Origin of the sequence: Pseudonocardia sp. P1 (assembly GCF_000178675.2) — a bacterium.
Taxonomy (GTDB): Bacteria; Actinomycetota; Actinomycetes; order Mycobacteriales; family Pseudonocardiaceae; genus Pseudonocardia.
Window position 1 is genome coordinate 5727356 of the sequence record NZ_ADUJ02000001.1, and the last position, 22970, is coordinate 5750325.

General features: G+C 75.4%; 20 protein-coding genes. 15 read left to right on the plus strand and 5 right to left on the minus strand.

Annotated elements, in window-relative coordinates:
* The first annotated feature begins 141 nt into the window (after positions 1–141).
* The 4 genes from cobF to PP1_RS26685 all read left to right on the plus strand — a co-directional run bounded on the left by cobF (position 142) and on the right by PP1_RS26685 (position 5341).
* Positions 142–936 (plus strand): precorrin-6A synthase (deacetylating), encoded by a 795-nt coding sequence (gene cobF / locus PP1_RS26670; RefSeq protein WP_029239871.1) that lies wholly within the window; start codon positions 142–144, stop codon positions 934–936.
* A 29-nt stretch (positions 937–965) separates the two neighbouring features.
* Positions 966–1457 (plus strand): SRPBCC family protein, encoded by a 492-nt coding sequence (locus PP1_RS26675; protein WP_010240005.1) that lies wholly within the window; start codon positions 966–968, stop codon positions 1455–1457.
* Positions 1458–1846: 389 nt separating this feature from the next.
* Positions 1847–4318, plus strand: coding sequence for a hypothetical protein (locus PP1_RS26680; RefSeq protein WP_075314490.1), 2472 nt, complete (start codon positions 1847–1849; stop codon positions 4316–4318).
* Between the two features lie 33 nt (positions 4319–4351).
* Positions 4352–5341: an SDR family NAD(P)-dependent oxidoreductase gene (locus PP1_RS26685; RefSeq protein WP_033199624.1), complete on the plus strand. Its 990-nt coding sequence runs from the start codon at positions 4352–4354 to the stop codon at positions 5339–5341.
* Here PP1_RS26685 and PP1_RS26690 read toward each other — a convergent pair.
* Positions 5331–5912, minus strand: a complete 582-nt coding sequence (locus tag PP1_RS26690; RefSeq protein ID WP_010230930.1) for a TetR/AcrR family transcriptional regulator — start codon at positions 5910–5912, stop codon at positions 5331–5333. The two genes, PP1_RS26685 and PP1_RS26690, sit on opposite strands and share 11 nt — an antisense overlap.
* 143 nt (positions 5913–6055) lie before the next feature.
* On the opposite strand from PP1_RS26690, the gene PP1_RS26695 reads away from it, so the two are divergent.
* Positions 6056–6586, plus strand: a complete 531-nt coding sequence (locus tag PP1_RS26695; RefSeq protein WP_010230927.1) for a DUF5709 domain-containing protein — start codon at positions 6056–6058, stop codon at positions 6584–6586.
* 103 nt (positions 6587–6689) lie between these two features.
* On the opposite strand, the gene PP1_RS26700 is transcribed toward PP1_RS26695, so the two are convergent.
* Positions 6690–7100 carry an SsgA family sporulation/cell division regulator gene (locus tag PP1_RS26700; RefSeq protein ID WP_033199627.1) on the minus strand — a complete coding sequence of 137 codons (411 nt, stop codon included), beginning with the start codon at positions 7098–7100 and terminating at the stop codon, positions 6690–6692.
* Positions 7101–7374: 274 nt separating this feature from the next.
* Complete coding sequence (locus PP1_RS26705; RefSeq protein ID WP_010230922.1) at positions 7375–8061, minus strand: hypothetical protein; 687 nt, start codon at positions 8059–8061, stop codon at positions 7375–7377.
* 180 nt (positions 8062–8241) lie between these two features.
* Between PP1_RS26705 and PP1_RS26710 the strand changes: the two genes are divergently transcribed.
* Positions 8242–9945: an AMP-binding protein gene (locus PP1_RS26710; protein WP_010230921.1), complete on the plus strand. Its 1704-nt coding sequence runs from the start codon at positions 8242–8244 to the stop codon at positions 9943–9945.
* Positions 9946–9967: 22 nt separating this feature from the next.
* Here the strand turns inward: PP1_RS26710 and PP1_RS26715 are convergent, their stop codons facing one another.
* Positions 9968–10597, minus strand: a complete 630-nt coding sequence (locus PP1_RS26715; protein ID WP_010230920.1) for a flavin reductase family protein — start codon at positions 10595–10597, stop codon at positions 9968–9970.
* Here PP1_RS26715 and PP1_RS26720 point away from each other — a divergent pair.
* Positions 10596–11636, plus strand: coding sequence for a cobalamin biosynthesis protein (locus PP1_RS26720; protein WP_075314488.1), 1041 nt, complete (start codon positions 10596–10598; stop codon positions 11634–11636). The genes PP1_RS26715 and PP1_RS26720 overlap by 2 nt on opposite strands.
* A gap of 400 nt (positions 11637–12036) precedes the next feature.
* Here the strand turns inward: PP1_RS26720 and PP1_RS26725 are convergent, their stop codons facing one another.
* The gene (locus PP1_RS26725) at positions 12037–12879 is read right to left on the minus strand and encodes an SURF1 family cytochrome oxidase biogenesis protein (protein ID WP_010241710.1); all 843 of its coding nucleotides are present in this window, start codon (positions 12877–12879) and stop codon (positions 12037–12039) included.
* Between the two features lie 41 nt (positions 12880–12920).
* Here PP1_RS26725 and PP1_RS26730 point away from each other — a divergent pair, with 41 nt between their 5' ends.
* From PP1_RS26730 to PP1_RS26765, 8 genes are all read left to right on the plus strand, one after another.
* Entirely contained in the window at positions 12921–14480 is a 1560-nt protein-coding gene (locus PP1_RS26730) for a cobyric acid synthase (protein WP_050802550.1), read from the plus strand.
* Positions 14477–16687, plus strand: a complete 2211-nt coding sequence (locus PP1_RS26735; protein WP_075314486.1) for a putative cobaltochelatase — start codon at positions 14477–14479, stop codon at positions 16685–16687. Before PP1_RS26730 ends, PP1_RS26735 begins: the two co-directional genes overlap by 4 nt.
* Positions 16688–16700: 13 nt before the next feature.
* Positions 16701–17315, plus strand: coding sequence for a cob(I)yrinic acid a,c-diamide adenosyltransferase (gene cobO, locus PP1_RS26740; RefSeq protein ID WP_029239795.1), 615 nt, complete (start codon positions 16701–16703; stop codon positions 17313–17315).
* Positions 17309–18688, plus strand: a complete 1380-nt coding sequence (locus PP1_RS26745; RefSeq protein WP_075314484.1) for a cobyrinate a,c-diamide synthase — start codon at positions 17309–17311, stop codon at positions 18686–18688. The genes cobO and PP1_RS26745 overlap by 7 nt, the downstream gene beginning before the upstream one ends.
* A gap of 151 nt (positions 18689–18839) precedes the next feature.
* Positions 18840–19223, plus strand: a complete 384-nt coding sequence (locus PP1_RS26750; RefSeq protein ID WP_075315157.1) for a cobalamin biosynthesis protein — start codon at positions 18840–18842, stop codon at positions 19221–19223.
* Positions 19224–19555: 332 nt separating this feature from the next.
* Positions 19556–20776 carry a uroporphyrinogen-III C-methyltransferase gene (cobA, locus tag PP1_RS26755; protein WP_010230290.1) on the plus strand — a complete coding sequence of 407 codons (1221 nt, stop codon included), beginning with the start codon at positions 19556–19558 and terminating at the stop codon, positions 20774–20776.
* A 41-nt stretch (positions 20777–20817) separates the two neighbouring features.
* The gene (locus PP1_RS26760; protein ID WP_010230287.1) at positions 20818–21333 is read left to right on the plus strand and encodes a MarR family winged helix-turn-helix transcriptional regulator; all 516 of its coding nucleotides are present in this window, start codon (positions 20818–20820) and stop codon (positions 21331–21333) included.
* Positions 21330–22970, plus strand: a complete 1641-nt coding sequence (locus PP1_RS26765) for a chloride channel protein (RefSeq protein ID WP_010230285.1) — start codon at positions 21330–21332, stop codon at positions 22968–22970. The genes PP1_RS26760 and PP1_RS26765 overlap by 4 nt, the downstream gene beginning before the upstream one ends.

Sequence of the window (22970 nt, forward strand, 5' to 3'; positions counted from 1 at the left end):
GGTCGGCAGTCCGGACGACACTACCGAGTGACGACGGTCGGTGACGGATCGGAACGCTGCGCGCATCGGGCGACGGTCGCTCCACGCTGCGGCCGGTCGGGGGAGCGCGGCGGGCCGTCGTGCGTCCATTACGGTCACGTCGTGCGTACGGTGCTGGTGATCGGAATCGGGGCGGGTGACCCGGAGCACCTCACCCTCCAGGCGGTGTCCGCCCTGCGGCGGGCCGACGTCGTCTTCGTCATCGACAAGGGCGACGTCAAGGACGACCTACGGGCACTGCGCACCGGGATCCTCGACCGGCACCGGCCCGAGGGCGGGTACCGGCTCGTCACCGCGCCCGAGGTGGACCGCGACCGCGGCACCGAGGTCGAGCACGACGACGGGCGGTACCGCGACGTCGTCGTCGACTGGCAGGACCGGCGTGCCGAACTCTACCGGCGGATGCTGACGACCGAGCTCGCCGACGGTGAGATCGGCGCCTTCCTGGTCTGGGGCGACCCGTCGCTCTACGACGGCACCCTGCGCCTGCTCGACCGGGTGCTCGACGGCATCGACGGCGAGTGGTCGGTCGAGTCCGTCGCCGGGATCTCCAGCGTGGCCGCGCTCGCCGCGGCGCACCGGCTGATCCTCAACCGGGTCGGCCGCTCCGTCCTGATCACGACCGGGCGCCGGATCGCCGAGGGGATGCCCGACGACGTCGACGACGTCGTCGTCATGCTCGACGGCCGCACCGCCTTCGCCGGCCTCCCGCCCGAGCAGCGCGCCGACCTGCACATCTACTGGGGCGCCTACCTCGGCACCCCGGACGAGCTGCTGGTCGAGGGCCCGCTGGACGAGGTCGCCGGCGAGATCGCGGAGGTCCGTGCCGCCGCCCGCGAGCGCAAGGGATGGATCATGGACACCTACCTGCTGCGGCGGGGCGCCGACGAGCGCTGAGCACCGCGCAGCCCGACGAGGAGGTCGTAATGCGCTACGCCGACGGGCCCACCACCGAGGCCGAGACCCGGGTCGACGCCGATCCGGTGGCGGTGTGGGAGCTGGTGACCGATCTCGGCTTCCTCAGCGGGGTCTCCACCGAGATGCAGCGCGCCGCGTGGGTCGGCGACGCCGCGCCAGGCCCCGGCGCCCGGATCCGTGGCGAGCACCGGCACGATGCCCGCGGTGAGTGGACGACCGTCTCCACGGTGACCGGCTGGGAGCCGGGCCGGGTCTTCGAGTGGACGGTCGAGCCCGACCAGGACGGCGGGGCCGCCGCCGTCTGGCGCTTCGAGCTGACCCCCGACGACGGCGGCACCCGGCTGCGCCAGTGGGCGCGGATGGGGCCGGGGCCGTCCGGGCTGACCGAGGTGATCGCGACCCGTCCCGAGCTGGAGGAGCGCATCGTCGCCGGCCGGCTGCGGGAGTGGCAGGCCGGCATGGAGCGCAACCTCGAGGCGGTACGCGAGCAGGTCCGCTGACGCTCGCCGTCACCCGTCCGGGACGTGAGCGCAGGAATTCCTGCGACGAACCGTCACCATGAGCGGGTCCGGTCGTTGATCCATGGGGACATCCGGCGAACCTGAGAACACTCAGCGTGTTCGTCGTAGATCGTTGCGCTGTTCGGCGTAATGTCCCGTGCGTTCGTCGTGCCGCGCTGTCGGATGATCGCTCCGGTCGTCGTCACCCTCTCAGGAACGCAACCTGTGGCCCGCGGGTTACCTAACGTCGCCGACCGGACGAGCCGGGCGAACCGGCACGCTCCGGCCGCTCCCACGGGTGCTCCCGCACCCGGCCGCGCCGGTCGCCCGCGCCGTCCTCCGATGCTCCCCAGCGCGTCGCCCCCCGGCGACCGGAAGGACTGCTCGAGATGGGTAAGCACACCCGAGTCGGCAAGCGCCTCGTCGCGGCCGCGCGGCCGGAGGTCCGGCGCCGCCACGCCGCACCCTCGTCCGGCGTGGGCCGGCGGATCGCCGCGCCCGCGGCGCTGACCGCGGTCCTTCTGACCTCCGGCGGAACGGCCGGCACGGCCTTCGCGGGGGAGGGCTCCGGATCCGGCGACGACAGCGGCTCGTCCTCCGCCGACTGCCCGGACGGGAGCACGCCGGAGGACGGCGAGTGCGAGACCGGGTCGTCCGGCTCGTCCTCCTCGCTCGGCGGGCTGTCGGACGCGGTGACCGGTGACGACGTCGTCGGGTCGGTCATGGGGGCCGGCGGTGGGTCGTCCTCGGGATCGGGCGACTCCGGTTCGGACGGTTCTGGTTCGAAGGACTCGGGCTCGAAGGATTCGGGTTCGAAGGACTCGGGCTCGAAGGATTCGGGTTCGAAGGACTCGGACTCGGAGGACTCGGGCTCGGGTGGTTCCGGCTCCACGGAGTCGGCATCGAGCAGCTCGGGGTCGGGCGGCAAGGACTCCGGCGGAAGCGGCTCGTCCGGCAAGGACTCCGGTGCTGAGGGCTCGGGCAGCGCGGGCTCGTCAGGGAAGGACTCCGGTGCGTCCGGTTCCGGTGCGTCGTCGGACGGCTCGGGGTCGGGCGACCAGTCCGGCTCCGGCGCAACCGACGGGCTGACCGGCGCGCTCGGCGGGCTGACCGGGGGAGCGGCCCCCGGTCTCGGCGGGTCGGGCTCGTCGGACGGTGCAGGTTCCGGCGGCTCGGCGTCCGGCACGGAAGCGAGCTCGGGCTCCGGGAAGGACTCGGGCCCCGGCGCGGACCCGAGCGGCTCCGATTCCGGGAAGGACGCGAGCAGCTCGGGCACGACCGGTTCGGACGCGGGGAGCTCCGGCGCACCGTCGTCCGGTTCCACCGGGGGCTCCGGCGGTGGCCTGCTGGACGGCCTCCCCGGCACCGACGTCCTGTCCGGCGTCACCGGCGGCGGATCCCCGACCGATGCGCTCCCCGGCGTCGGCGGCGGCACGGCCAGCGGTGCGGCCGGCGGCAAGGACAGCGGCGGCAGCAGCACCGGGGACAGCAGCGGCGAGGACAGCTCCGGCGGTGGCAGCGGCGGCACGGACGGCGGGGCGAGCGGCGGCAGCACGGACTCCGCGGGCGGCAGCGGAGGCCCCGGCGGTGCAGCCCCGACGGACGCGCTCGGCGGCGTCACCGGCGCGCTCGGCGGGCAGGGCGGCTCCCCGCTCGACGCGCTCTCCGGCGTGACCGGCGGCGGCCCGACCGGCGGCAGCCCGACCGGCGGTGCGCCCGACTCCGGGCCCGCCGAGGGCGCCTCCACCGAGGACGGCGCCGCCGAGGGCGCCGGGGCTGCGACGGGCGTGCAGCAGTCCGGCGACGCGCCGTCCACCCCGGACGCCGCGGCTCCGGACGCGGGCCCGCTCGGCGCCGTCCCCGGCCTGAACGACCTCACCACCGGGCTCGGGAAGGCCCCCGACCTGGACACCGCGACGTCCCCGCTCACGTCGCTGCCCGACCCGGCCGAGACCCTCTCCGGCGCGAGCGGGCAGGTCCCCGGCGCGCAGCAGGCCGGCGGCCTGGTCGACACCGCGATGGGACTGACCGGCAGTGCCATCGGCACCGACACCGGTACCGACGTCGGTGGGCTCCCCGACGGCATCGCGGGGCTCGCGGATCTGCCGTCGCTGCCCGAGCTGCCGTCGGTCCCCGGGGTCACGGACGGCAGCACCGACGAGCTCCCCGACGTCCCCGGCGTCACCACCAGCGGTGCGCTCGACGGCCTCAACGAGATCGCGGGACTGCCCGACACGTCCCCGCTGACCGGCGCGGACGGACCGCTGCCGGACCTGTCCGGTGTCGCCGAGGCCGCCGGGCTGCCGGACTACTCCGGGCTGGGCGGGCTGCCGGACGTCGCGGGCGTCGTCGGCGGTCCGGGCACCGGGCCGACCGAGTTCAGCCTCGACTCGAAGAACACCGACGGTGTCAGCGGGCAGGCGTCCGTCGACGACGACACCGTCACCGCGACCGCCACCGGCATGGACCCGGACGCGGAGTACGTCAGCTTCTTCTACGGCGCCACCTCCAGCGCCACCAACAACAACCCGTGCATCCTCGACGGCACGAACCCGGTGCCCGGCGGCCAGACCGTGGGCGAGTGGGAGGTCGACGAGAACGGCAACGGCACCCTGGACGCGCCGAACCCGTCCGGGAACATGTACAAGCTCACCGGCGGCACGATGTCGATCCGGAAGGTCGAGCACGGCTTCGACAAGGCGACCGCCCCGCCGGTGAACCCGCTGTCGTACTCGCTGTCGAGCTGCGGCGAGATGGAGCGGATCTCCACCGCGGACCCGGTGACGAACGCGGTGCCGAAGCTGCCGACGGCGAACGTGCCGAGCGTCCCGTACGTCTCCGGTCCCGGCCTGGCGGGCTAGATCATCGGGCGGGCCCGGGACCGCTGTGGTCGGATCGGTGGTGTGCTGAGCGTGCTGGACACCGTCCTCGACCGCACCCTGGTCCCGGGCTACTCGAGGATCGGCCACCTGATCCGCCGACGGACCTGGTCCGGGGGCCGGGCCGACCCCCCGCGCGGGGCGCTGGCCGGCCGCACGGCGCTGGTCACCGGCGCCGGTGGCGGGCTTGGGGAGGCCATGGCGACCGGGCTGGTCCGGCTCGGCGCCACCGTGCACCTGCTGGTCCGGTCACCGGACAAGGGGCGGGCGGCGCAGGACCGCATCGTCGCCGCCGTCCCCGGCCTGTCCCGGGACCGGCTCCCGGTGCAGGTCTGTGACCTCGGCGAGCTGGCCGACGTCCGCGCCTTCGCCACCCGTTTCGCCACCGAGGTCGAGGCGCTGGACCTGCTCGTGCACAACGCGGGCCTGCTGCCGAAGGAGCGCTCCGAGACCTCCGAGGGCAACGAGCTGACGCTCGCCGTGCACGTCCTCGGGCCGCTGCTGCTGACCCGGCTCCTCGCGGACACGCTCGCCACGGGTGCGGAGCGCTCGGGCACCGACTCGCGGGTGGTCGTCGTGTCGTCGGGCGGGATGTACGCGCAGCCGCTGCGCGACGACGACCTCCAGTTCACCCGCGGCGACTACGGCGGCACCGCCGCCTACGCGCGCACCAAGCGGATGCAGGTCGTCCTCACCGGGCAGCTCGCCGACGAGCTGGGGCCGCGCGGGATCACGGTGCACGCGATGCATCCGGGCTGGGCCCGGACACCGGGCGTCACCGGATCGCTGCCGCTGTTCGACGCGGTCGTCGGGCCGGTGCTGCGGACCCCTGCCCAGGGCGCGGACACGGTCGTCTGGCTGGCCGCGGCGCCGTCGTCGGAGATCGGGACGGGCCGGTTCTGGCACGATCGGGCCGCCCGCCCCGTGCACTACCTCGGACGGACCCGGGAGACCGCGGAGCAGCGGGACCGGTTCCGCGCCGAGGTCGACCGCCTCACCGGGTGACGGAGCCGGTCAGCAGCGCCGACGCGGTCCGGGTGACGTGGTCCATGACGGCGTCCGGGTCGGCGGTCCCGATCGCGCCGTCGGGCAGCAGCGGGTGCGCGAGGCTCAGGCCGAGCAGCCAGGTCAGCAGCAGCTCGGCCCGCAGCGCCGCCTCCCGCTCGTCGGCGGCGCCGGTGGCCTGCGCGGCGAACGCCGCGGTGAAGGCGCCCGCGAGCTCGACCCGGACCGCGGCCGCGGCCTCCGAGGTTCCGGCGGACCTGACCAGGGAACCGAAGACGTCGTGCTCGGGCCCGGAGCCGCGGTCGAGGATCGAGCGCAGGGTCCGTTCGAGCAGCTCCTCGGGCGGTCCGTCGCTCAGGACGGCCAGGGCGCGTTCGGCGGCGACCCGGGCGTAGAGCGCGTCCTTGCTGCCGAAGTGGCGGAACAGCAGCGCCTGGTTCACCCCGGCCCGCTCGGCGATCGCCCGCACCGACGTCCGGTCGTAGCCGTGCTCGGTGAACAGGTCCGCGGCCGCGGCGAGCAACGCGCGCCGGGTGGCCTCGCCGGAGCGGGCGGAGGGGGCGGCGGTCACGGGTGGTGCTCCTCTCGGCGGGACGCCGTGCGGTGGTGATCCGGTGGACGGACGGTAGCGCCCGGCGGGCGGCGCATGACGCGGCACGCCCCCGGGTACCTGCTGACGACGACGAGAACAACACCCGAGGAGACGCACTTCTGATGGCCGCAGGCGACGAGAACGAGTTCCAGCCCGAGGCGCCCGACATGGCGTCGGCGATGCAGCTGGACACCGACGAGGCGCTGACCGGCCCCTCGGGGGCCGACCCGCTCGACTCCGGTTACATCCCGCCGGACCGGCCGTACGGCGTCGACGACAACGCCGTGACCCCGGCGGGCGAGCGCGAGGGTGAGACCCTCGACGAGCGGCTGGCCAAGGAGATCCCCGACGAGCTGCCCGCCGACGCGGGCGACCGGTCCGGGCGGCTGGTGAACGCCACCGACTCGCCGGCCGGGGAACCCGCCGTCGACGGGGCGGCGTCCGAGGTCGGGATCGACGGCGGCGCGGCCAGCGCCGAGGAGGCGGCCGTGCACGACGCCGATGTGGGCATCGAGCCGGTCACCGACGACAGCCCGGCCGAGGATCCCGAGGTCAGCGCCCAGCTGGACGAGGACGCCGACCGGGCCGACGAGGCCGCCGCGGACGCCGAGTGGGACGCCGACACCGACCCCGAGTGGGCCGAGCAGCGCTGATGCCGTAGCGGCGCCGGGCACGAGGGCCCCGGACCGGTCAGCCGGTCCGGGGCCCTCGTGCGATCCCCCGGGGCGCGCTCCGCGGAGCGCTCGTCCGTGATCGTCAGGCCGCGCTGCCGGTGAGGCGCGCGATGGCCGTGTCGATGTCCAGGTGGTCGTTCTCCTCGCCGAGATCGACGATCTCCAGCGTCGCGTCGACGAACTGGGCCAGCAGGTCACGGTCGACCTCGAGGACCGCGGAGCCGCCGTCGGACCGGATCTCGATCTCCACGACGTCGTAGCCGTCGACCCGGCGCGGTGCCATCCGGATGTCGCCGATACCGGTGGGCGTGGTCAGGCCCTCGATCACGAGGTCGCGGGCGACCAGCCACTCGATCCACCGGTCGGTCGAACGGCGCACCGAGAACGAGATCGCGAACGGGTCCGACGCGCGGTACGCCCAGCGGCTCACGATCGGCGACGCCTGACCGTGCAACACGGTGAAGACGTCCTGCTGGATCGAGTCGCTGGTCATCGTGCCCACCCCTCCTGGAACCCCGCCGGACCGGGACGTCGTGCGCCGGTCTCACCAGGAACATCGCCGGGGGCCGCCCCGGCGCTGCAACTTTCGCGCTGATTCACCCGTTCGCGCCACCTGTCGTTCACCTCACGGTACTGATGTGGCGCAATGGGTGTAACGAGCGACCGCACCCGGAGCGACTCCTCCGGATGGTCATCGGATCCGGTGACGCCGAGTGCGTGACCGGATCCCGGCGGTGAGTGCCGGTCGGTGCCGGACCGGTACCGGATCAGTACCGGTCGACGCGGGTGACCAGCCAGATCCCGCCGGGGCCCTTCCGGACGGTCTGCTCCAGCGACACCGTGGACTTCGCCGCGGACCGGCCGTCGGTGACGGCGAACCGTCCCGGCGCGAGCTCCGTCATCGACGGGTCGCGGTAGCCCAGCTCCGCACCGACGTAGGAGATCGCGACCTCCTCCGGGTCCAGCAGCCACGGGTCGCCGCCGTCGTCGGCCTGCTGCTGCATCCGCTTCGCGGTGGCCGCGTCGCCCGCCGGCCACAGCAGCGGGGCCGCGCCGGGCTGCGGGGCACTTCCGCCGGTGCCGCCCTCACCACCCGTGCCGCCCGTGCCGCCCGTTCCACCGCTCCGGTCGCTCGGCGGTGCCTCGGTCGTCGGACGGGTCGTCTCCGGGGCGGGGGTGGTGCGGGTCGGTGACGGCGACGGTGAGGGGGTCGGGCCCACCGTCGGTGACGGCGTCGCCGGGGCCGTGGTCCCGGCAGGCAGCTCGCCGTTCCCGCAGCCGCTCAGCAGCAGGACGAGGACGAGCAGCGCGACGCCGACGAACGCGGTGCGCAGCAGCAACCGTGGTCCGAGGTTCCCGACCCGGACGCGCGACAACCCGGCCCGCGACGGCCCCCGGACGGATCGGGCGGACGTGGCGGACGGCGTCACCCTCGGCAGGTCCGGCGCGGTCACAGGGGCACCTTACGATCTTCGACCTGACCGTTGCGGCAGGCAGCGTGGTCTCGTTCCGGTGATCGGTGTCGGTCGGGCGTCGCGGTCCCCACGGCCGGGCCGCAGTGATTAGGGTCGCCGGGGACGGCCGGGGACCGGTCCCCGCGCGCACGACCCACGAGCCCGACGAGGTGCACACCCATGGCGTCTGCCACCGGTACCGCGGCGACGGAGAAGTTCCTCGCCGCCCGCGACTTCCTGCTGACCCACCGCGAGGACTACGAGACCGCCTACCGGGACTTCCGCTGGCCGGAGCTCGACGAGTTCAACTTCGCGCTGGACCACTTCGACGTGGTCGCCGCCGACCCGGAGCGGGGCGCCCGGCGGGCACTGTGGATCGTCGAGCAGGACGGCTCGCAGGCGTACTGGACCTACGCGGAGCTGGCCGAGCGCTCGAACCGGGTCGCGAACTGGCTGCGCGCCCAGGGCGTCGCCCGCGGCGACCGGATCATCCTGATGCTCGGCAACCAGCTGGAGCTGTGGGAGACGCTGCTGGCGGCGATGAAGCTCGGCGCGGTCGTCATCCCCGCCACGACCCTGCTCACCCCCGCCGACCTGCAGGACCGGGTGGACCGCGGCGGGGCGCGGCACGTCGTCGTCGGGGCGGGTGACGCCGCGAAGTTCGACGCCGTCGACGGTGACTACACCCGCATCGCGGTGCGCGGGGTGGTGAACGGCTGGCGCGACTACTCCGCCGAGGCGTACGACGCGTCGGCGGTGTTCGAGGCGGACGGTGTCACGAAGGCGTCCGACACGCTGCTCCTCTACTTCACCTCCGGCACGACGGCGAAGCCGAAGCTGGTGGAGCACACGCACACGTCCTACCCGGTCGGGCACCTGTCCACGATGTACTGGATCGGGCTGGAGCCCGGCGACGTCCACCTGAACATCTCCTCGCCGGGCTGGGCCAAGCACGCCTGGTCGAACGTGTTCGCACCGTGGATCGCCGAGGCGACGGTGCTGGTCATGAACTACGCGAAGTTCGACGCCGAGTCCGTCCTGTCGGTGCTCGACTCCTGCGGCGTCGACAGCTTCTGCGCTCCGCCGACGGTGTGGCGGATGCTGATCCAGGCCGACCTGTCCGGGCTGGCGACGCCGCCGTCGAAGGTGGTCGGTGCCGGGGAGCCGCTCAACCCCGAGGTGATCGAGCAGGTCGAGCGGTCCTGGGGGCTGCGGATCCGGGACGGGTTCGGGCAGACCGAGTCGAGCGTGCAGATCGGCAACCCGCCCGGGCAGCCGGTGAAGCCGGGCTCGATGGGGCGGCCGATCCCGGGCTTCGTCGTCGCGCTGGTCGACCCGGCCACCGGCGCGAGGGCCGACGAGGGCGAGATCTGCCTGGACCTCGACCACCGGCCGACCGGGCTGATGGTCGGCTACGCCGACGACCCCGAGCGCAACGCCGAGGCGATGGCCGGCGGCTTCTACCACACCGGCGACGTCGGCTCCCGCGACGAGAACGGCTACATCACCTACGTCGGCCGCGCCGACGACGTGTTCAAGGCCAGCGACTACCGGATCAGCCCGTTCGAGCTGGAGAGCGTGCTGATCGAGCACCCGGCCGTCGCGGAGGCCGCGGTCGTGCCGTCGCCGGACCCGGTGCGTCTCGCCGTCCCGAAGGCCTACGTCGTGCCCGCGAAGGGGTACGAGGCGAACGAGGAGACCGCGAAGGCGATCCTGCAGTTCGCCTACGACAACCTCGCGCCGTACAAGCGCGTCCGGCGGCTGGAGTTCTTCGAGCTCCCGAAGACGATCTCCGGCAAGATCCGCCGGGTCGAGCTGCGCGGCCGCGAGGGCGAGATCCACGCCGACCCGGCCGCGCAGCCGCCGAAGGAGTACACGCTGTAGGCGCCGCGCGGCGGGCCCGGCGTCAGCTCTCGTAGTGGCCCGGCCACTCCCGGTACGGGATGCGGGTGATCTCGATGATCTCCCCGAGCCGGGACCACTCGTTGCGCCCCAGGCGGGCCAGCGGGGCGAGCCGGCGGACGTCGGGCAGGCTGTTGCCGCGCTCGTCGGTCACGAACACGCTCTCGTCGATCGCGGCGTGGGTGACCCGGCCGATCACGACCGTCGAGTTGCCGAGCTCGATGTTGGCGTGCAGCTCGCACTCCAGCGCGACCGGTGACTCGGCGACCCGGTACGGCGCGACGGTCGCGCTCGGCTCCGGGGTCAGGCCCACCGAGGAGAACTCGCTGATGTCGGAGGGGAAGTCGGTGGCCGTCGCGTTGATCTTCTCGAACATCGGCTCGCCGGCCAGGCAGACCACGAACTCCCGGGTCTCCGACACGTTCCGCAGCGAGTCCTTCTTCCCGACCGAGGTGAACTGGACCATCGGCGGGTCGACGCAGGACACCGTGAAGAACGAGTGCGGGGCCAGGTTGTCGACACCGTCCGCGGAGCGGGTCGACACCCAGGCGATCGGCCGGGGGACGACGACGCTGGTCAGCAGCTTGTAGAACGGGCCGGCGCCCACCTCGGCCGGCTTCAGGTCCGTGCGCATGCCGCTGATCCTGCCTGCTGTGCCTCCGGCGTGCCGATCTACGGTCGTCGTCGTGCGCGCACGAGGCCGGGCGGCCGGACTGATGATCGGGATCCTCGCCGACGCGGTGCTGAGTGATCCCCGGCGCGGGCATCCGGTGGCCGGTTTCGGGACGCTCGCCGCGGGTCTGGAGCGGCGCCTGTACCGCGACTCCCGCGCCGCCGGGGCCGCCTACACGACGGTCCTGGTCGGCGGGACGGTCGCGGCCGGTGCGCTGGCCGAGCACGCTCTCCGGCGCGGTTTCCGGCGGGGTCCCCGGCACGGCCTGTGGCGCGGCGCGGCCCGCTCGCCGGCCCCGACGGTGCTCGTGACGGCGGCCGCGACCTGGGCGGTGCTCGGCGGCAGCTCGCTGGTCCGGGAGGGATCGGCGCTCGCCACCGCGCTGGACGCGGATGACCTCGCCGCGGCCCGCGCCCGGATCCCGAGCCTCTGCGCCCGCGACCCGGAGCTGCTCGACGCCGACGGGATGGCCCGCGCCGGCGTCGAGTCGCTGGCGGAGAACACCTCGGACGCGGTCGTCGGCCCGCTGGTCTGGGGCGCCGTCGCCGGGGTGCCCGGGCTCCTCGGCTACCGCGCCGTGAACACCCTGGACGCGATGGTCGGCTACCGGTCGGCGAGGTACGAGCGCTTCGGATGGGCCGCGGCGCGCCTCGACGACCTGGTCAACCTGGTCCCGTCGCGCGTGACAGCGGTCCTGACGGTCGCGCTGGCGCCGCTGGTCGGCGGCAGCCCGCGGGACGCCGCCCGGACCTGGCGCCGGGACGCCGCGGGCCACCCCAGCCCGAACGCCGGCCCGGTCGAGGCGACCGCCGCCGGCGCCCTGGGCCTGCGGCTGGGCGGGACGACGACCTACGCCTACGGCGTCGAGGAGCGCCCCGCCCTGGGCGACGGCGACCCGCCCCGCGTCCCGGACCTCCACCGCGCGGCCCGCCTCTCCCGCCTGGTCGCCGCGGCGGCGGGGGTGGTGGCGGTCGGCGTGGCGTGGGTGCGGGCGGGGTGACCGTCCGTCGAGCGCGCGTCCCGGCCGAGGTGAGGGGGTTCCGTGGAATCGCTTCCTCAGGCAGCGATCTCGGAACAGGTCCTCGTGCCGTCGGTCCCGTGCCTGAGCGGTGGGGTGTCGTCCGGGCCCTCGGGAGCGACCGGGCTCGTGCCCGGCAGACCGGCGGCGGAGCAGTCCGGACGTGGCGTCCCGCCCTCGTGGAGGGACGCACTCGGGGGAGATCGCTTCCTGAGGAAGCGATTCTCGGTGAAGTGGTCCTGGCCCCCGACCGGGTTCCGGCCCTGGCCCTGGCCCGCCCGGCCCGGCCCGGCCCGCCTGCCTCCGGCGCGCCCGACATTCGACGTCGGCTCCTGGCCCGCGCGCCCGCGCGGCGCACGGCCGAGCGCCGGGGAAAGCCGGGTCAGGTCCCGCTGGGCGTGTGCTCGTCCCGGTCGGCGCGGGGTTCGTCGGCGGAGTAGCCGTCGCGGCCGGAGAGCTGGTCGCGCAGGCTGCCCCGGCTCTCGCGCCTCCCGCGTCGCTGCAGCATCTCCAGCCGGATGAAGATCCCCAGTGCGACGAGCGCGACCACGCCGAAGGTCAGCCACTGCAGGGCGTAGGAGAAGTTGCTGAACGGCGCGCCGCCGCCGGGCGGGGCGATCGGGATCGGGGTCAGCACCCCGGCCTGCCCCTCCTCCAGCGAGACGACGCCCTCCAGCGGGGACGCGCCGGTCGCACCGGCGAGCGCGCGGGAGTCCGCCGCGTAGATCTGGTGGGTGCCGCCCTCGAGCAACGGCGGGCGGCCCTGCGGGTCGTTCTCGTTCAGGCGCAGCCGTCCCTCGACGGTGACCTGACCGGACGGGGCCGGCGCGTACCCGGGGACGACGCCGCCGTCGCCGGCCGCGACCGACCCCCGGTTGACGACGACGAGACGGCCGTCGGCGAGCCGCAGCGGTGTCAGCACCTCGTAGGCCGGGGCGCCGTCGACGACGCGGAGCCGGACCAGCGTCTCGGCGTCGCGCTCGTAGGTGCCGGTCAGGTCGACGCGGCGCCAGATGTCGTCGCCGGACACGCCCTGGCCCGGCGGGACCAGCTCGGCGAAGGGGACCGCCGGCGTCGCGTCGGCGGCGGCGATGGCGCGGTTCTGCGCGTCCCGCTCGGCCTCCCGGTCGAACTGCCACGGTGCGAGCAACGTGTAGCAGAGCACCACGAAGGCGCAGACGACGCCGATGAAGGCGAGCCAGCCGGGCCGCAGCAGGAAACGCACGCCGTCCAGGGTAGTCGTGGGGTGCGGGGATACTGATCGCCGTGGCTGCTGATCCTCCGGGCACCGACCTCACGGGTGCCGTGCTCGTCGCCGGTACGACCTCGGACGCGGGCAAGAGCGCGCTCGTCGCGGGGATCTGCCGGTTCCTGCACCGGCGCGGCGTCCGGGTCGCGCCGTTCAAGGCGCAGAACATGAGCAACAACTCCGTCGTCACCCCGGACGGTGGCGAGATCGGGCGGGCCCAGGCCATGCAGGCGTTCGCCTGCGGGATCGCCCCGGGCGTCGACCTGAACCCGGTCCTGCTCAAGCCGGGCAGCGACCGGACGTCGCAGGTCGTGGTGCGGGGGCGCGCCGACGGGCAGGTCTCGGCGCTGTCCTACCGGCACCGGACGGCCGCGCTGTCGGACGTCGTCGCCGCGTCGCTGGCGGAACTGCGCAGCCGCTACGACGTCGTCGTCTGCGAGGGCGCCGGCTCACCCGCGGAGATCAACCTGCGGGCCACCGACCTCGCGAACATGGGCCTGGCGCGCCGCAACGACCTGCCGGTGCTCGTCGTGGGGGACATCGACCGGGGCGGCGTCCTCGCGCACCTGTTCGGCACGCTCGCCGTCCTCGACCCGGCCGACCAGGCGCTCGTCGCCGGGTTCGTGATCAACAAGTTCCGCGGGGACCCGCGCCTCCTCGAACCGGGCCTGGAGCAGCTGCGGGTGCTCACCGGGCGGCCGACGCTCGGGGTGCTCCCGTTCGCCGAGGGGCTCTGGCTCGATGCCGAGGACTCGCTGTCCGCGGTCGCCGACGGCGTGCTCGGGAGCCCGGCGCCCCCGCGGGGCGAGCAGTGGCTGCGGGTCTCGGTGGTCCGGTTCCCGCGGATCTCCAACGCCACCGACGCCGAGGCGCTGGCCTGCGAGCCGGGCGTCGCCGTCCGGTACGTGTCCGAGCCGTCCCGGATCGCGGACACCGACGTCGTCGTCCTGCCGGGGTCGAAGTCCACCGTGTCCGACCTGGCGTGGCTGCACGCGTCCGGGATGGCGGACGCGGTGCGCGCGCACGCCGCCGCCGGGCGTCCGGTGCTGGGGATCTGCGGCGGGTACCAGATGCTGGGCCGCACGATCGCCGATCCGGACGGCGCCGAGGCGGAGGCGGGCACCGTCGTCGACGGGCTCGGGCTGCTCGATCTCGACATCGCGTTCGACCCGGTCAAGCACCTCGGCACGCCCACCGCGACCGCCTGGGGTGAGCCGGTGACCGGCTACGAGATCCATCACGGCCGTGTCGTGCGCTCCGGTGACCCCGCGCTGGTCGACGGCGGCGGGGAGGGCTCCGACCGCGGCGGCGTGCTCGGCACGCACTGGCACGGCCTCGCCGAGAACGACGGGTTCCGCAGGCTGCTGCTCACCCGGCTCGCCGCCGAGGCCGGGCGGGACGGCTTCCGGGTGGCCGACGACACGTCGTTCCACGCCGAGCGGACCCGGCAGGTCGATCTGCTCGCCGACCTGGTCGAACATCATCTCGATACGTCCACACTTGAACATGTGATCGGACACGGAGCGCCGCCGGACCTCCCGGTGCTGGCGTCCGGTCTGGCAGCCTCACGCGGGTGAGTTCGACGAGCACGGCCGGCACCACCCCCCGCTTCCCGTTCTCCGCCGTCGTCGGGCACGACGACCTGCGGCTGGCGTTGCTGCTCAACGCCGTCCACCCGGGCGTCGGCGGGGTGCTGGTGCGCGGGGAGAAGGGCACCGCCAAGTCGACCGCGGTGCGCGCACTGGCCGCCTTGCTGCCGGAGCACGACGTCGTCGACGGCTGCCGGTTCGGCTGCGACCCCGCCGCCCCCGACCCGGGGTGCCCGGACGGTCCGCACGCCGCGGAGCCCGCCGCGTCCACCCGGCCCGCACGGCTCGTGGAGCTGCCGGTCGGAGCCACCGAGGACCGTCTCGTCGGTTCCCTGGACCTGGAGCGGGCGCTGTCCGAGGGCCGCCGCGCCTACCAGCCCGGCCTGCTCGCCGACGCCCACCGCGGGGTGCTCTACGTCGACGAGGTCAACCTCCTGCACGACCACCTCGTCGACCTGCTGCTGGACGCGGCCGCGATGGGCCGTGCGCACGTCGAGCGCGACGGCGTCTCCGTCTCGCACGCGGCCCGGTTCCTGCTGGTCGGGACGATGAACCCGGAGGAGGGCGAGCTGCGTCCGCAGCTGCTCGACCGGTTCGGGCTGACGGTGGAGGTGCGGGCGTCGCGCGACGTCGCGACCCGGGTCGAGGTGACCCGGCGGCGGATGGCGTTCGAGGACGACCCCGCCGGGTTCACGGCCCGCTACGCCGGCGACGAGGCCGCGACCGCCGGGCGGCTGCGCGCCGCCCAGGAGCGCGTCGGGTCCGTCCGCGTCTCCGACCGGGAGCTGGAGCGGATCGCGTTCGTCTGCGCCCGGTTCGACGTCGACGGCATGCGCGCCGATCTCGTCATCACCCGCGCCGCCGCCGCACACGCCGCCTGGGAGGGCCGGACGGCGGTGACGGAGGACGACGTCCGCGTCGCCGCCCGGCTCGCGCTGCCGCACCGCCGCCGCCGCGATCCGTTCGACGAGCCCGGCCTCGACGAGAAGGACCTCGACGAGGCCCTGCGGGACGCCGAGGACCACCTGGGCCCGGACGACGACCCCGACGACCCGGACGACGACCCGGACGGCGGCCCGGACGACGGGGGGCCCGGCGGCGACCAGGACCCGGGCGACGGCGGCCCCGACGGTCCGGGTGGCTCCGACGGCGGCGCCCCGGACGCACCCGGGACCGATCCCGGTGGGGCGGACGGATCGGGGACCGGTGGCGACCCGGCGGCGCCCCGCGACGACGCCAGCGGCGGCCAGGAGGGCGAGGAGGGCCCGCAGGGATCCGACGCCCCCGCACCGGACCCGGCCGACGGCACCCCGCAGGGCGGCGACGACGGCGAGGGCCGCGCCGTCGTCCTCGGGGACACCGCACGGCTGCGCCGGGCCACCGTCCGCAAGTTCACCGTCCCGGGCCTGGGCGCCGGCGCGCCCGGCCGCCGGTCGCGGGCCCGGACCGACACCGGCCGCGTCGTCCGCCCGACCGGTTCCGGCACGACCCGCGCCGCCGACCTGCACCTGCCCGCCACGGTTCTCGCCGCGGCGCCGCACCAGGCCACGCGCGGGCGCAGCGGGCCGGGCCTGCTCGTCCACCGCACCGACCTGCGCCGCGCCCAGCGCGAGGGGCGGGAGGGCAACCTCGTGCTGTTCGTCGTCGACGCGTCGGGCTCGATGGCCGCGCGGAAGCGGATGACGGCGGTCTCCGGTGCGGTGCTCGGCCTGCTCCGTGACGCCTACCAGCGCCGGGACAAGGTCGGGCTGGTGACGTTCCGGGGCCGCGCGGCGGAGCTCGCGCTGCCGCCGACGTCGTCGGTCCCGACCGCGCAGCAGCGCCTCGCGAAGCTGCGTACCGGCGGGCGCACCCCGCTCGCCGGAGGGCTGCTGAAGGCGCGCGCCGTGCTCGACGCCGAGCGCCGCCGGGACCCGCGCCGCCGCCCGCTGGTCGTGCTGCTCACCGACGGTCGTGCCACCGTGCCCGCCCGCGACGGCGGCGACCCGGTGTCGGACGCCCGCCGCGCCGCCGGTCTGCTGGCCGCCGACGGGGTGCACACCGTCGTCGTCGACTGCGAGGGCGGGCACGTCCGGCTCGGGCTGGCCGCGCCGCTGGCCGCCGCGGCCGGTGGCGAGCTGGTGACCCTCGACGAGCTGACCGCCGACAGCGTGGGCGACCTCGTGCGCTCCGCCCGCACCGCTCAGGCCGCGTGAAGGGAGAACGACCGTGCCGCAGGGACAGGTGAGCGTCACCCCCGCCGACGGGCTGACCACCCGCCAGCGCCGCAACCGCCCGCTGCTGGTGGTGCACACCGGCGTCATGAAGGGCAAGTCGACCGCCGCGTTCGGGATGGCGCTGCGCGGCTGGAACCAGGGCTGGCCGATCGGCGTGTTCCAGTTCGTGAAGTCGGCGAAGTGGAAGGTCGGCGAGGAGGAGGCGTTCCGCGCCCTCGGGAAGCTGCACGACGACACCGGCCAGGGCGGGCCCGTCGAGTGGCACAAGATGGGCTCGGGCTGGTCCTGGACGCGCAAGCAGGGGACCGAGACCGACCACGCCGACGACGCCCGCGAGGGCTGGGCCGAGATCCGCCGCCGGATCGCCGACGAGCGGCACCGGGTCTACGTGCTCGACGAGTTCACCTACCCGCTGAAGTGGGGCTGGATCGACACCGACGAGGTCGTCGAGGTGCTGGCGAACCGGCCCGGGCAGCAGCACGTGATCATCACCGGGCGGGACGCGCCGCAGGCCCTGGTCGACGCCGCCGACCTGGTCATGGAGACGACGAAGGTCAAGCACCCGATGGACGCCGGTCAGAAGGGGCAGCGGGGGATCGAGTGGTGAACCCGGCCCGGGCGGTCGTGGTCGCGGCGCCGTCGTCGGGCAGCGGCAAGACGACCGTCTCCACCGGTCTGATGGCGGCGCTGAGCCGGCGCGGGACCCGCGTCGCCCCGTTCAAGGTCGGGCCGGACTACATCGACCCGGGCTACCACACCCTGGCCGCCGGGCGTCCGGGCCGGAACCTCGACGTCGTGCTGCAGGGCACCCACCGGCTCGCGCCGCTGGCCCGGCACGGGGCGGCCGGGGCCGACGTCGCCGTCGTCGAGGGCGTGATGGGCCTGTTCGACGGGCGGATCGCCGACGGCGCCGGATCGACCGCGCAGGTCGCGTCCGCGCTGGGAGCGCCGGTGGTTCTCGTCGTCGACGTGCGCGGGCAGTCCCGCTCGCTCGCCGCGCTGCTGCACGGGTTCCGGTCGTTCGACCCGTCCGTGCAGGTCGCGGGCGTGATCCTGAACCGGGTCGGCTCCGACCGGCACACCGAGGTGTGCCGGGCCGCGGCCGACGAGGTCGGCCTGCCGGTGCTGGGCGCCGTGCCGCGGCGCGCTGAGCTGGCCGTGCCCTCCCGGCACCTCGGGCTGGTCACTGCCGCCGAGCACGGGTCCGCCGCGACCGCTGCGGTGGACGCGATGGCGGAGCTGGTGGCGGCGCACGTCGACCTCGACGCGGTGCTCGCACTCGCCCGGCCGCTGCCGGACGGCCCGGCGTGGGACCCGGCGGCCGAGACCGCCGCGGCGGGCCCCGTACCGGATGCGGGGGAGCGGCCCGTCGTCGCACTGGCCGGTGGGCCCGCGTTCGGGTTCGGGTACGCGGAGCACGCCGAGCTGCTGGCCGCGGCCGGGGCCGAGGTGGCGGTCGTCGACCCGCTGCGGGATCCGTCGCTGCCGGATCGGACGGCGGCGCTCGTCCTGCCCGGCGGGTTCCCCGAGGAGCACGTCGGTGCGCTCGGGGAGAACGCGTCGCTGCGGTCCGGGGTGGCGCGGCTCGCGGCCTCCGGGGCGCCGGTGCACGCCGAGTGCGGTGGGCTCCTCTACCTGTGCCGGGACCTCGACGGGACCCCGATGTGCGGGGTGCTCGACGCGTCCGCCGCGATGACCCCACGACTCACCCTGGGCTACCGGGACGCCGTCGCCGTCTCCGGGTCCGCGCCGTTCCCGGCGGGTGCCCGGGTCGGGGCGCACGAGTTCCACCGCTGCGCCGTCACCCCGCGGGCCGGGGCGGCACCGGCCTGGGTGTGGCGCGGCGGCGAGCCCGAGGGGTACGTCGTGGACGGGGTGCACGCCTCGTTCCTGCACACCCACCCGGCGGGCGTCCCGGAGGCGGTGGCCCGGTTCGTCGCCGCCGCACGCGGGGCGACGACGGCGCCCGCGTCACCGTGAGCAGCGCCCGCGTCGCTGTGACCGGTGCCTGCATCGCCGTGACCGGTGCCCGCGTCGCCGTGCCGGGGGCCGCGTCGCCGTGCCCGGGGGCTGCGGGGCCCCGGCCGCGGATCGGTGCGGTCCTGCCCCGGCGGTGCGTGCCGGGCCGGCCGTGACCACGGGGAGTCCGGACGGGCTCGTCGTCGGGATCGGGGCGCGGCCGGGATGCTCCGAGGACGCGGTGCGCCGGCTCCTGGACCGGGTCGCGGTCGCGCACGGGCTGGACCTGGCCTCCGCGGACGTCGCCACCCTGGACCGGCGGGTCGGCGAGCCCGGCCTGCGCGCGGCCGTCGCACCCCGGGTGCCGCGGGGGTTCACCGCGACCGAGCTGGCCGGGGTCGCGGTGCCGCACCCCAGCGAGCGGGTCGCCGCCACCACCGGGACGCCCGGGGTCGCCGAGGCGGCGGCACTCCTGGCCGCGGGCCCCGGCGCGGAGCTCGTGGTGCCCAAGACCACCGGCACCGGCGTGACCGCCGCCGTCGCCCGCCGCCCCTGACCCGCCCCTCGCCCCTCGGTTTCCCGCCCCTGTTCGCACGGAGTTCCTCCGCTCGCACGGGATCCGATCCCGTGCGAGGCGAGCGATCCCGTGCGAACCCGGGACGGAGCGGGCGGAGCCGGATCCGACCTGGCCGATGGTGTGGGGTTGGCCTCCGTGGGGCGGACACGCATGCGTCGGTCGTTATCCTCGATCGTCGCCGTCGAGCGGGAACCCGGTGCGAGTCCGGGGCGGTCCCGCCGCCGTGACCGGGTCCGCGGGCCCGGGAGCCGGACCTCGCCGTCGGCGCGGAACCCACGTCCGGGCGCGGACCACCCGGGAGAGGAACGTCGTTGAGCGCGCAGCACGAGCAGTATCTGGTCGGCCTGGACCTGTCCGGGCGACGGGTCGTCGTCGTCGGCGGGGGGCAGGTCGCGCAGCGCCGCACCGCCCGTCTGATCGCCGCCGGGGCCGTGGTCGAGGTCGTCTCGCCCGAGGTCACGCCGGCGGTCGAGGGCATGGTGTCGGCCGGTGAGATCACCTGGTCCGCCCGCGGGTACGCCGACGGCGACCTCGACGGCGCCTGGTACGCCATCGCCGCCACCGACGACGCGTCCGTCAACACCGCGGTCACCGCCGAGGCCGAGCGGCGACGGGTCTTCTGCGTCCGGGCCGACGACGGCAGCCGCGGCACCGCCGTCACCCCGGCCACCGGCCTGCACGACGGGCTGACCGTCGGCGTCCTGGCCCGGGGTGCGCACCGCCGTTCCGCGGCCGTGCGCACCGCGCTGGTGGAGGCGCTGCAGTCCGGCGTCGTCGACGAGGACGCCGAGCTCCCGCAGGCGGGCGTCGCGCTCGTCGGCGGCGGGCCCGGCGATCCCGAGCTGATCACGGTCCGCGGACGGCGGCTGCTGTCCCGGGCACAGGTCGTCGTCGCCGACCGGCTCGGCCCGCGCGACCTCATGGACGAGCTCCCGCCCGACGTCGAGGTGATCGACGCCTCCAAGATCCCCTACGGCCGCGCCATGGCCCAGGAGAAGATCAACGAGCTGCTGGTCGAGAACGCGCGGGCCGGCCGGTTCGTCGTCCGGCTGAAGGGCGGCGACCCGTTCGTCTACGGACGCGGGTTCGAGGAGGTCCAGGCCTGCGCCGCGGCCGGGGTGCCGGTCACCGTCGTCCCCGGCATCACCAGCGCGTTCGCGGCACCCGCCGTCGCCGGGACGCCCGTGACCCACCGCGGGGTGGCGCACGAGATCGTCGTGGTCTCCGGGCACGTCGCGCCGGACGACCCGCGCAGCCTCACCGACTGGACCGCGCTGGGCCGGATGACCGGCACGATCGTGCTGATGATGGCCGTCGAGCGGCTCGGGCGGTTCGCCGACGCGCTGATCACGCACGGCCGCGCCGCGGACACCCCGGTGCTGATCGTGCAGGACGGCACCACCCGCATCCAGCGCACCGTGCGCGCCACCCTGGAGACGGCCGAGAAGGTCGCCGCCGAGGCCGAGGTGAGCCCGCCCGCGATCATCGTCATCGGGCCCGTGGCGGGCCTGGAGGCACCCGTCGCCGACTGATCCGTGCACACTGCAACTTTGCAGTGTGCAACGATGAGGGCGTGACGGACGAGATCGACGACGTCGTGGACGCGGTCATGACCGCGAGCCGCGCGATGCTCTCGGTGGTGGCCCGGTCCCTGGCCGCCGCCGGTGAGCACGCGGGCGAGGACGTGACCGTGCCCCAGTACCGGGCGCTGGTCGTCCTGGCCCAGCACGGCACCCGGCGCCCGGCGGACCTGGCCGTGGCGCTGGCGGTGTCGGCGTCCACCGCGACCCGGATGTGCGACCGCCTGGTGGCCCGCGGGCTGGCGGAGCGCACCCGGACCGGTGCGGACCGCCGGGAGGTCGCCGTCGCGCTCAGCGGCGCCGGCCGGGACCTGGTCCGGGAGGTGACCCGGCGCCGTCGTGCGGAGATGCACCGGCTGCTCGCGACGCTGCCTGCGGGGGAACGGACCGCCGTGCGCGACGCGCTGCGGACGTTCGCCGCCGCGGCGGGCGAGGTGCCCGAGACGGACTGGGCCGTCGCCCCGCTGTCCGTGGGCGAGCAGGACGACCAGGGCGGGGCAGCCCGGTGAGCGCCGTCGCCGCAGCCCCCCGCCCGGCCCTCCGTGCGCTGCACCGGGCGCTCGTCGGTACCCGGCCCGGCCTGGTCGGCCTCGCCGTGATCATCGGCGTCGGAGCTGGGGTGGGCTCGGTGCTGTTCCACGAGCTGATCCTCGGTGTGACCTGGCTGGTCACCGGACGGGAGGACTACTCCGGCGCAGGGCGCGTCCCGACGGAGCACCTGCCCGCGCTGGGGGTCTGGTTCCTGCTGGTCGCGCCGGTGCTCGGCGGGCTCGTGTACGGGCCGCTGGTCCAGCGGTTCGCGCCGGAGGCCCGCGGGCACGGCGTCCCCGAGGTGATGGTCGCGGTCGCGCGCCGCGGCGGCCGGATCCCGGCGACGGTGGCCGGGGTGAAGGCGCTCGCGTCCGGGATCTGCATCGGCACCGGCGGCTCGGTCGGCAGGGAGGGGCCGATCGTGCAGATCGGGTCCGCGCTCGGCTCGGCGATCGGGCAGTGGCTGCGGGTGCCGTCGACCCGGCTGGTGCTGATGGTCGCCTGCGGGGCGGCGGGCGGGATCTCCGCGACGTTCGACGCGCCGATCTCCGGTGTCGTCTTCGGGCTGGAGCTGATCCTCCGGTCGTTCGGCGCGGAGGCCTTCGGTGTGCTGGTGATCAGCTCGGTGACCGCGAACGTCACCGCCGAGCTGATCGCCGGGGACCGCGCGATCCTCACGCTGCCGCACTTCGAGCTGGGCAGCGCCGCGCAGCTGCCGCTCTACGCCCTGCTCGGGCTGCTCGCCGGGCTGCTCGGCTGGGCGTTCGCGCGGATCCTCTACCGGATCGAGGACGTGTGCGACGCGGTCTGGCGCGGCCCGGAGTGGCTGCGCCCCGCGGTCGGAGGGTTGTTGCTGGGGGCGTTGCTGCTGGCCCTGCCGCAGATGTACGGCGTCGGCTACCCGGTGCTGGAGGGGGCGATCGAGGGCCGGTACGTGTTCGGGTTCCTGCTCCTGCTGGTGATCGGCAAGATCGTCGCGGCGAGCCTGACCATCGGGATCGGCGGGTCCGGCGGCGTGTTCGCGCCCTCGCTGTTCATCGGCGGGACGGCCGGGACCGCGTTCGGGGTCGCCGCCGCGGCCGCGTTCCCCGCGCTGCACCTCGACCCCGGGGCGTTCGGGCTGGTCGGGATGGCGGCGGTGTTCGCCGGGGCCGCGCACGCCCCGATCACCGCGGTGCTCATCGTGTTCGAGCTGACCGGCGACTACGCCCTGATCCTGCCGCTGATGGCGGCCGTCGTGCTCGCCACCGGGCTCTCGCACCTGGTCTCGCGGGACGACATCTACACGCTCAAGCTGCTCCGGCGCGGCATCGACCTCGCCGCCGACACCCCCACCGACGAGGCGTTGCGATGGGTGACGGTCGGCGAGGTGATGCGTCCCCTCGACCCCGCCGACGACGGCGGGGCCTCCCCGGCGGACGGGCGTCCGCAGCCGGGGGCCGGTGGGCCGCTCACCCCGGACACCCCGGTGCACGACGTCCTGGACCTGCTCGCGGCGCACCGCGGGGCCGGGCTCCCGGTGCGGGAGACACCGGACGGCCCGCTGCTGGGCACGCTCGCCGAGCACGACGTCCTCGATCATCTGCGGGGTGTGGGCTCCACCGGCCGTGGTTGA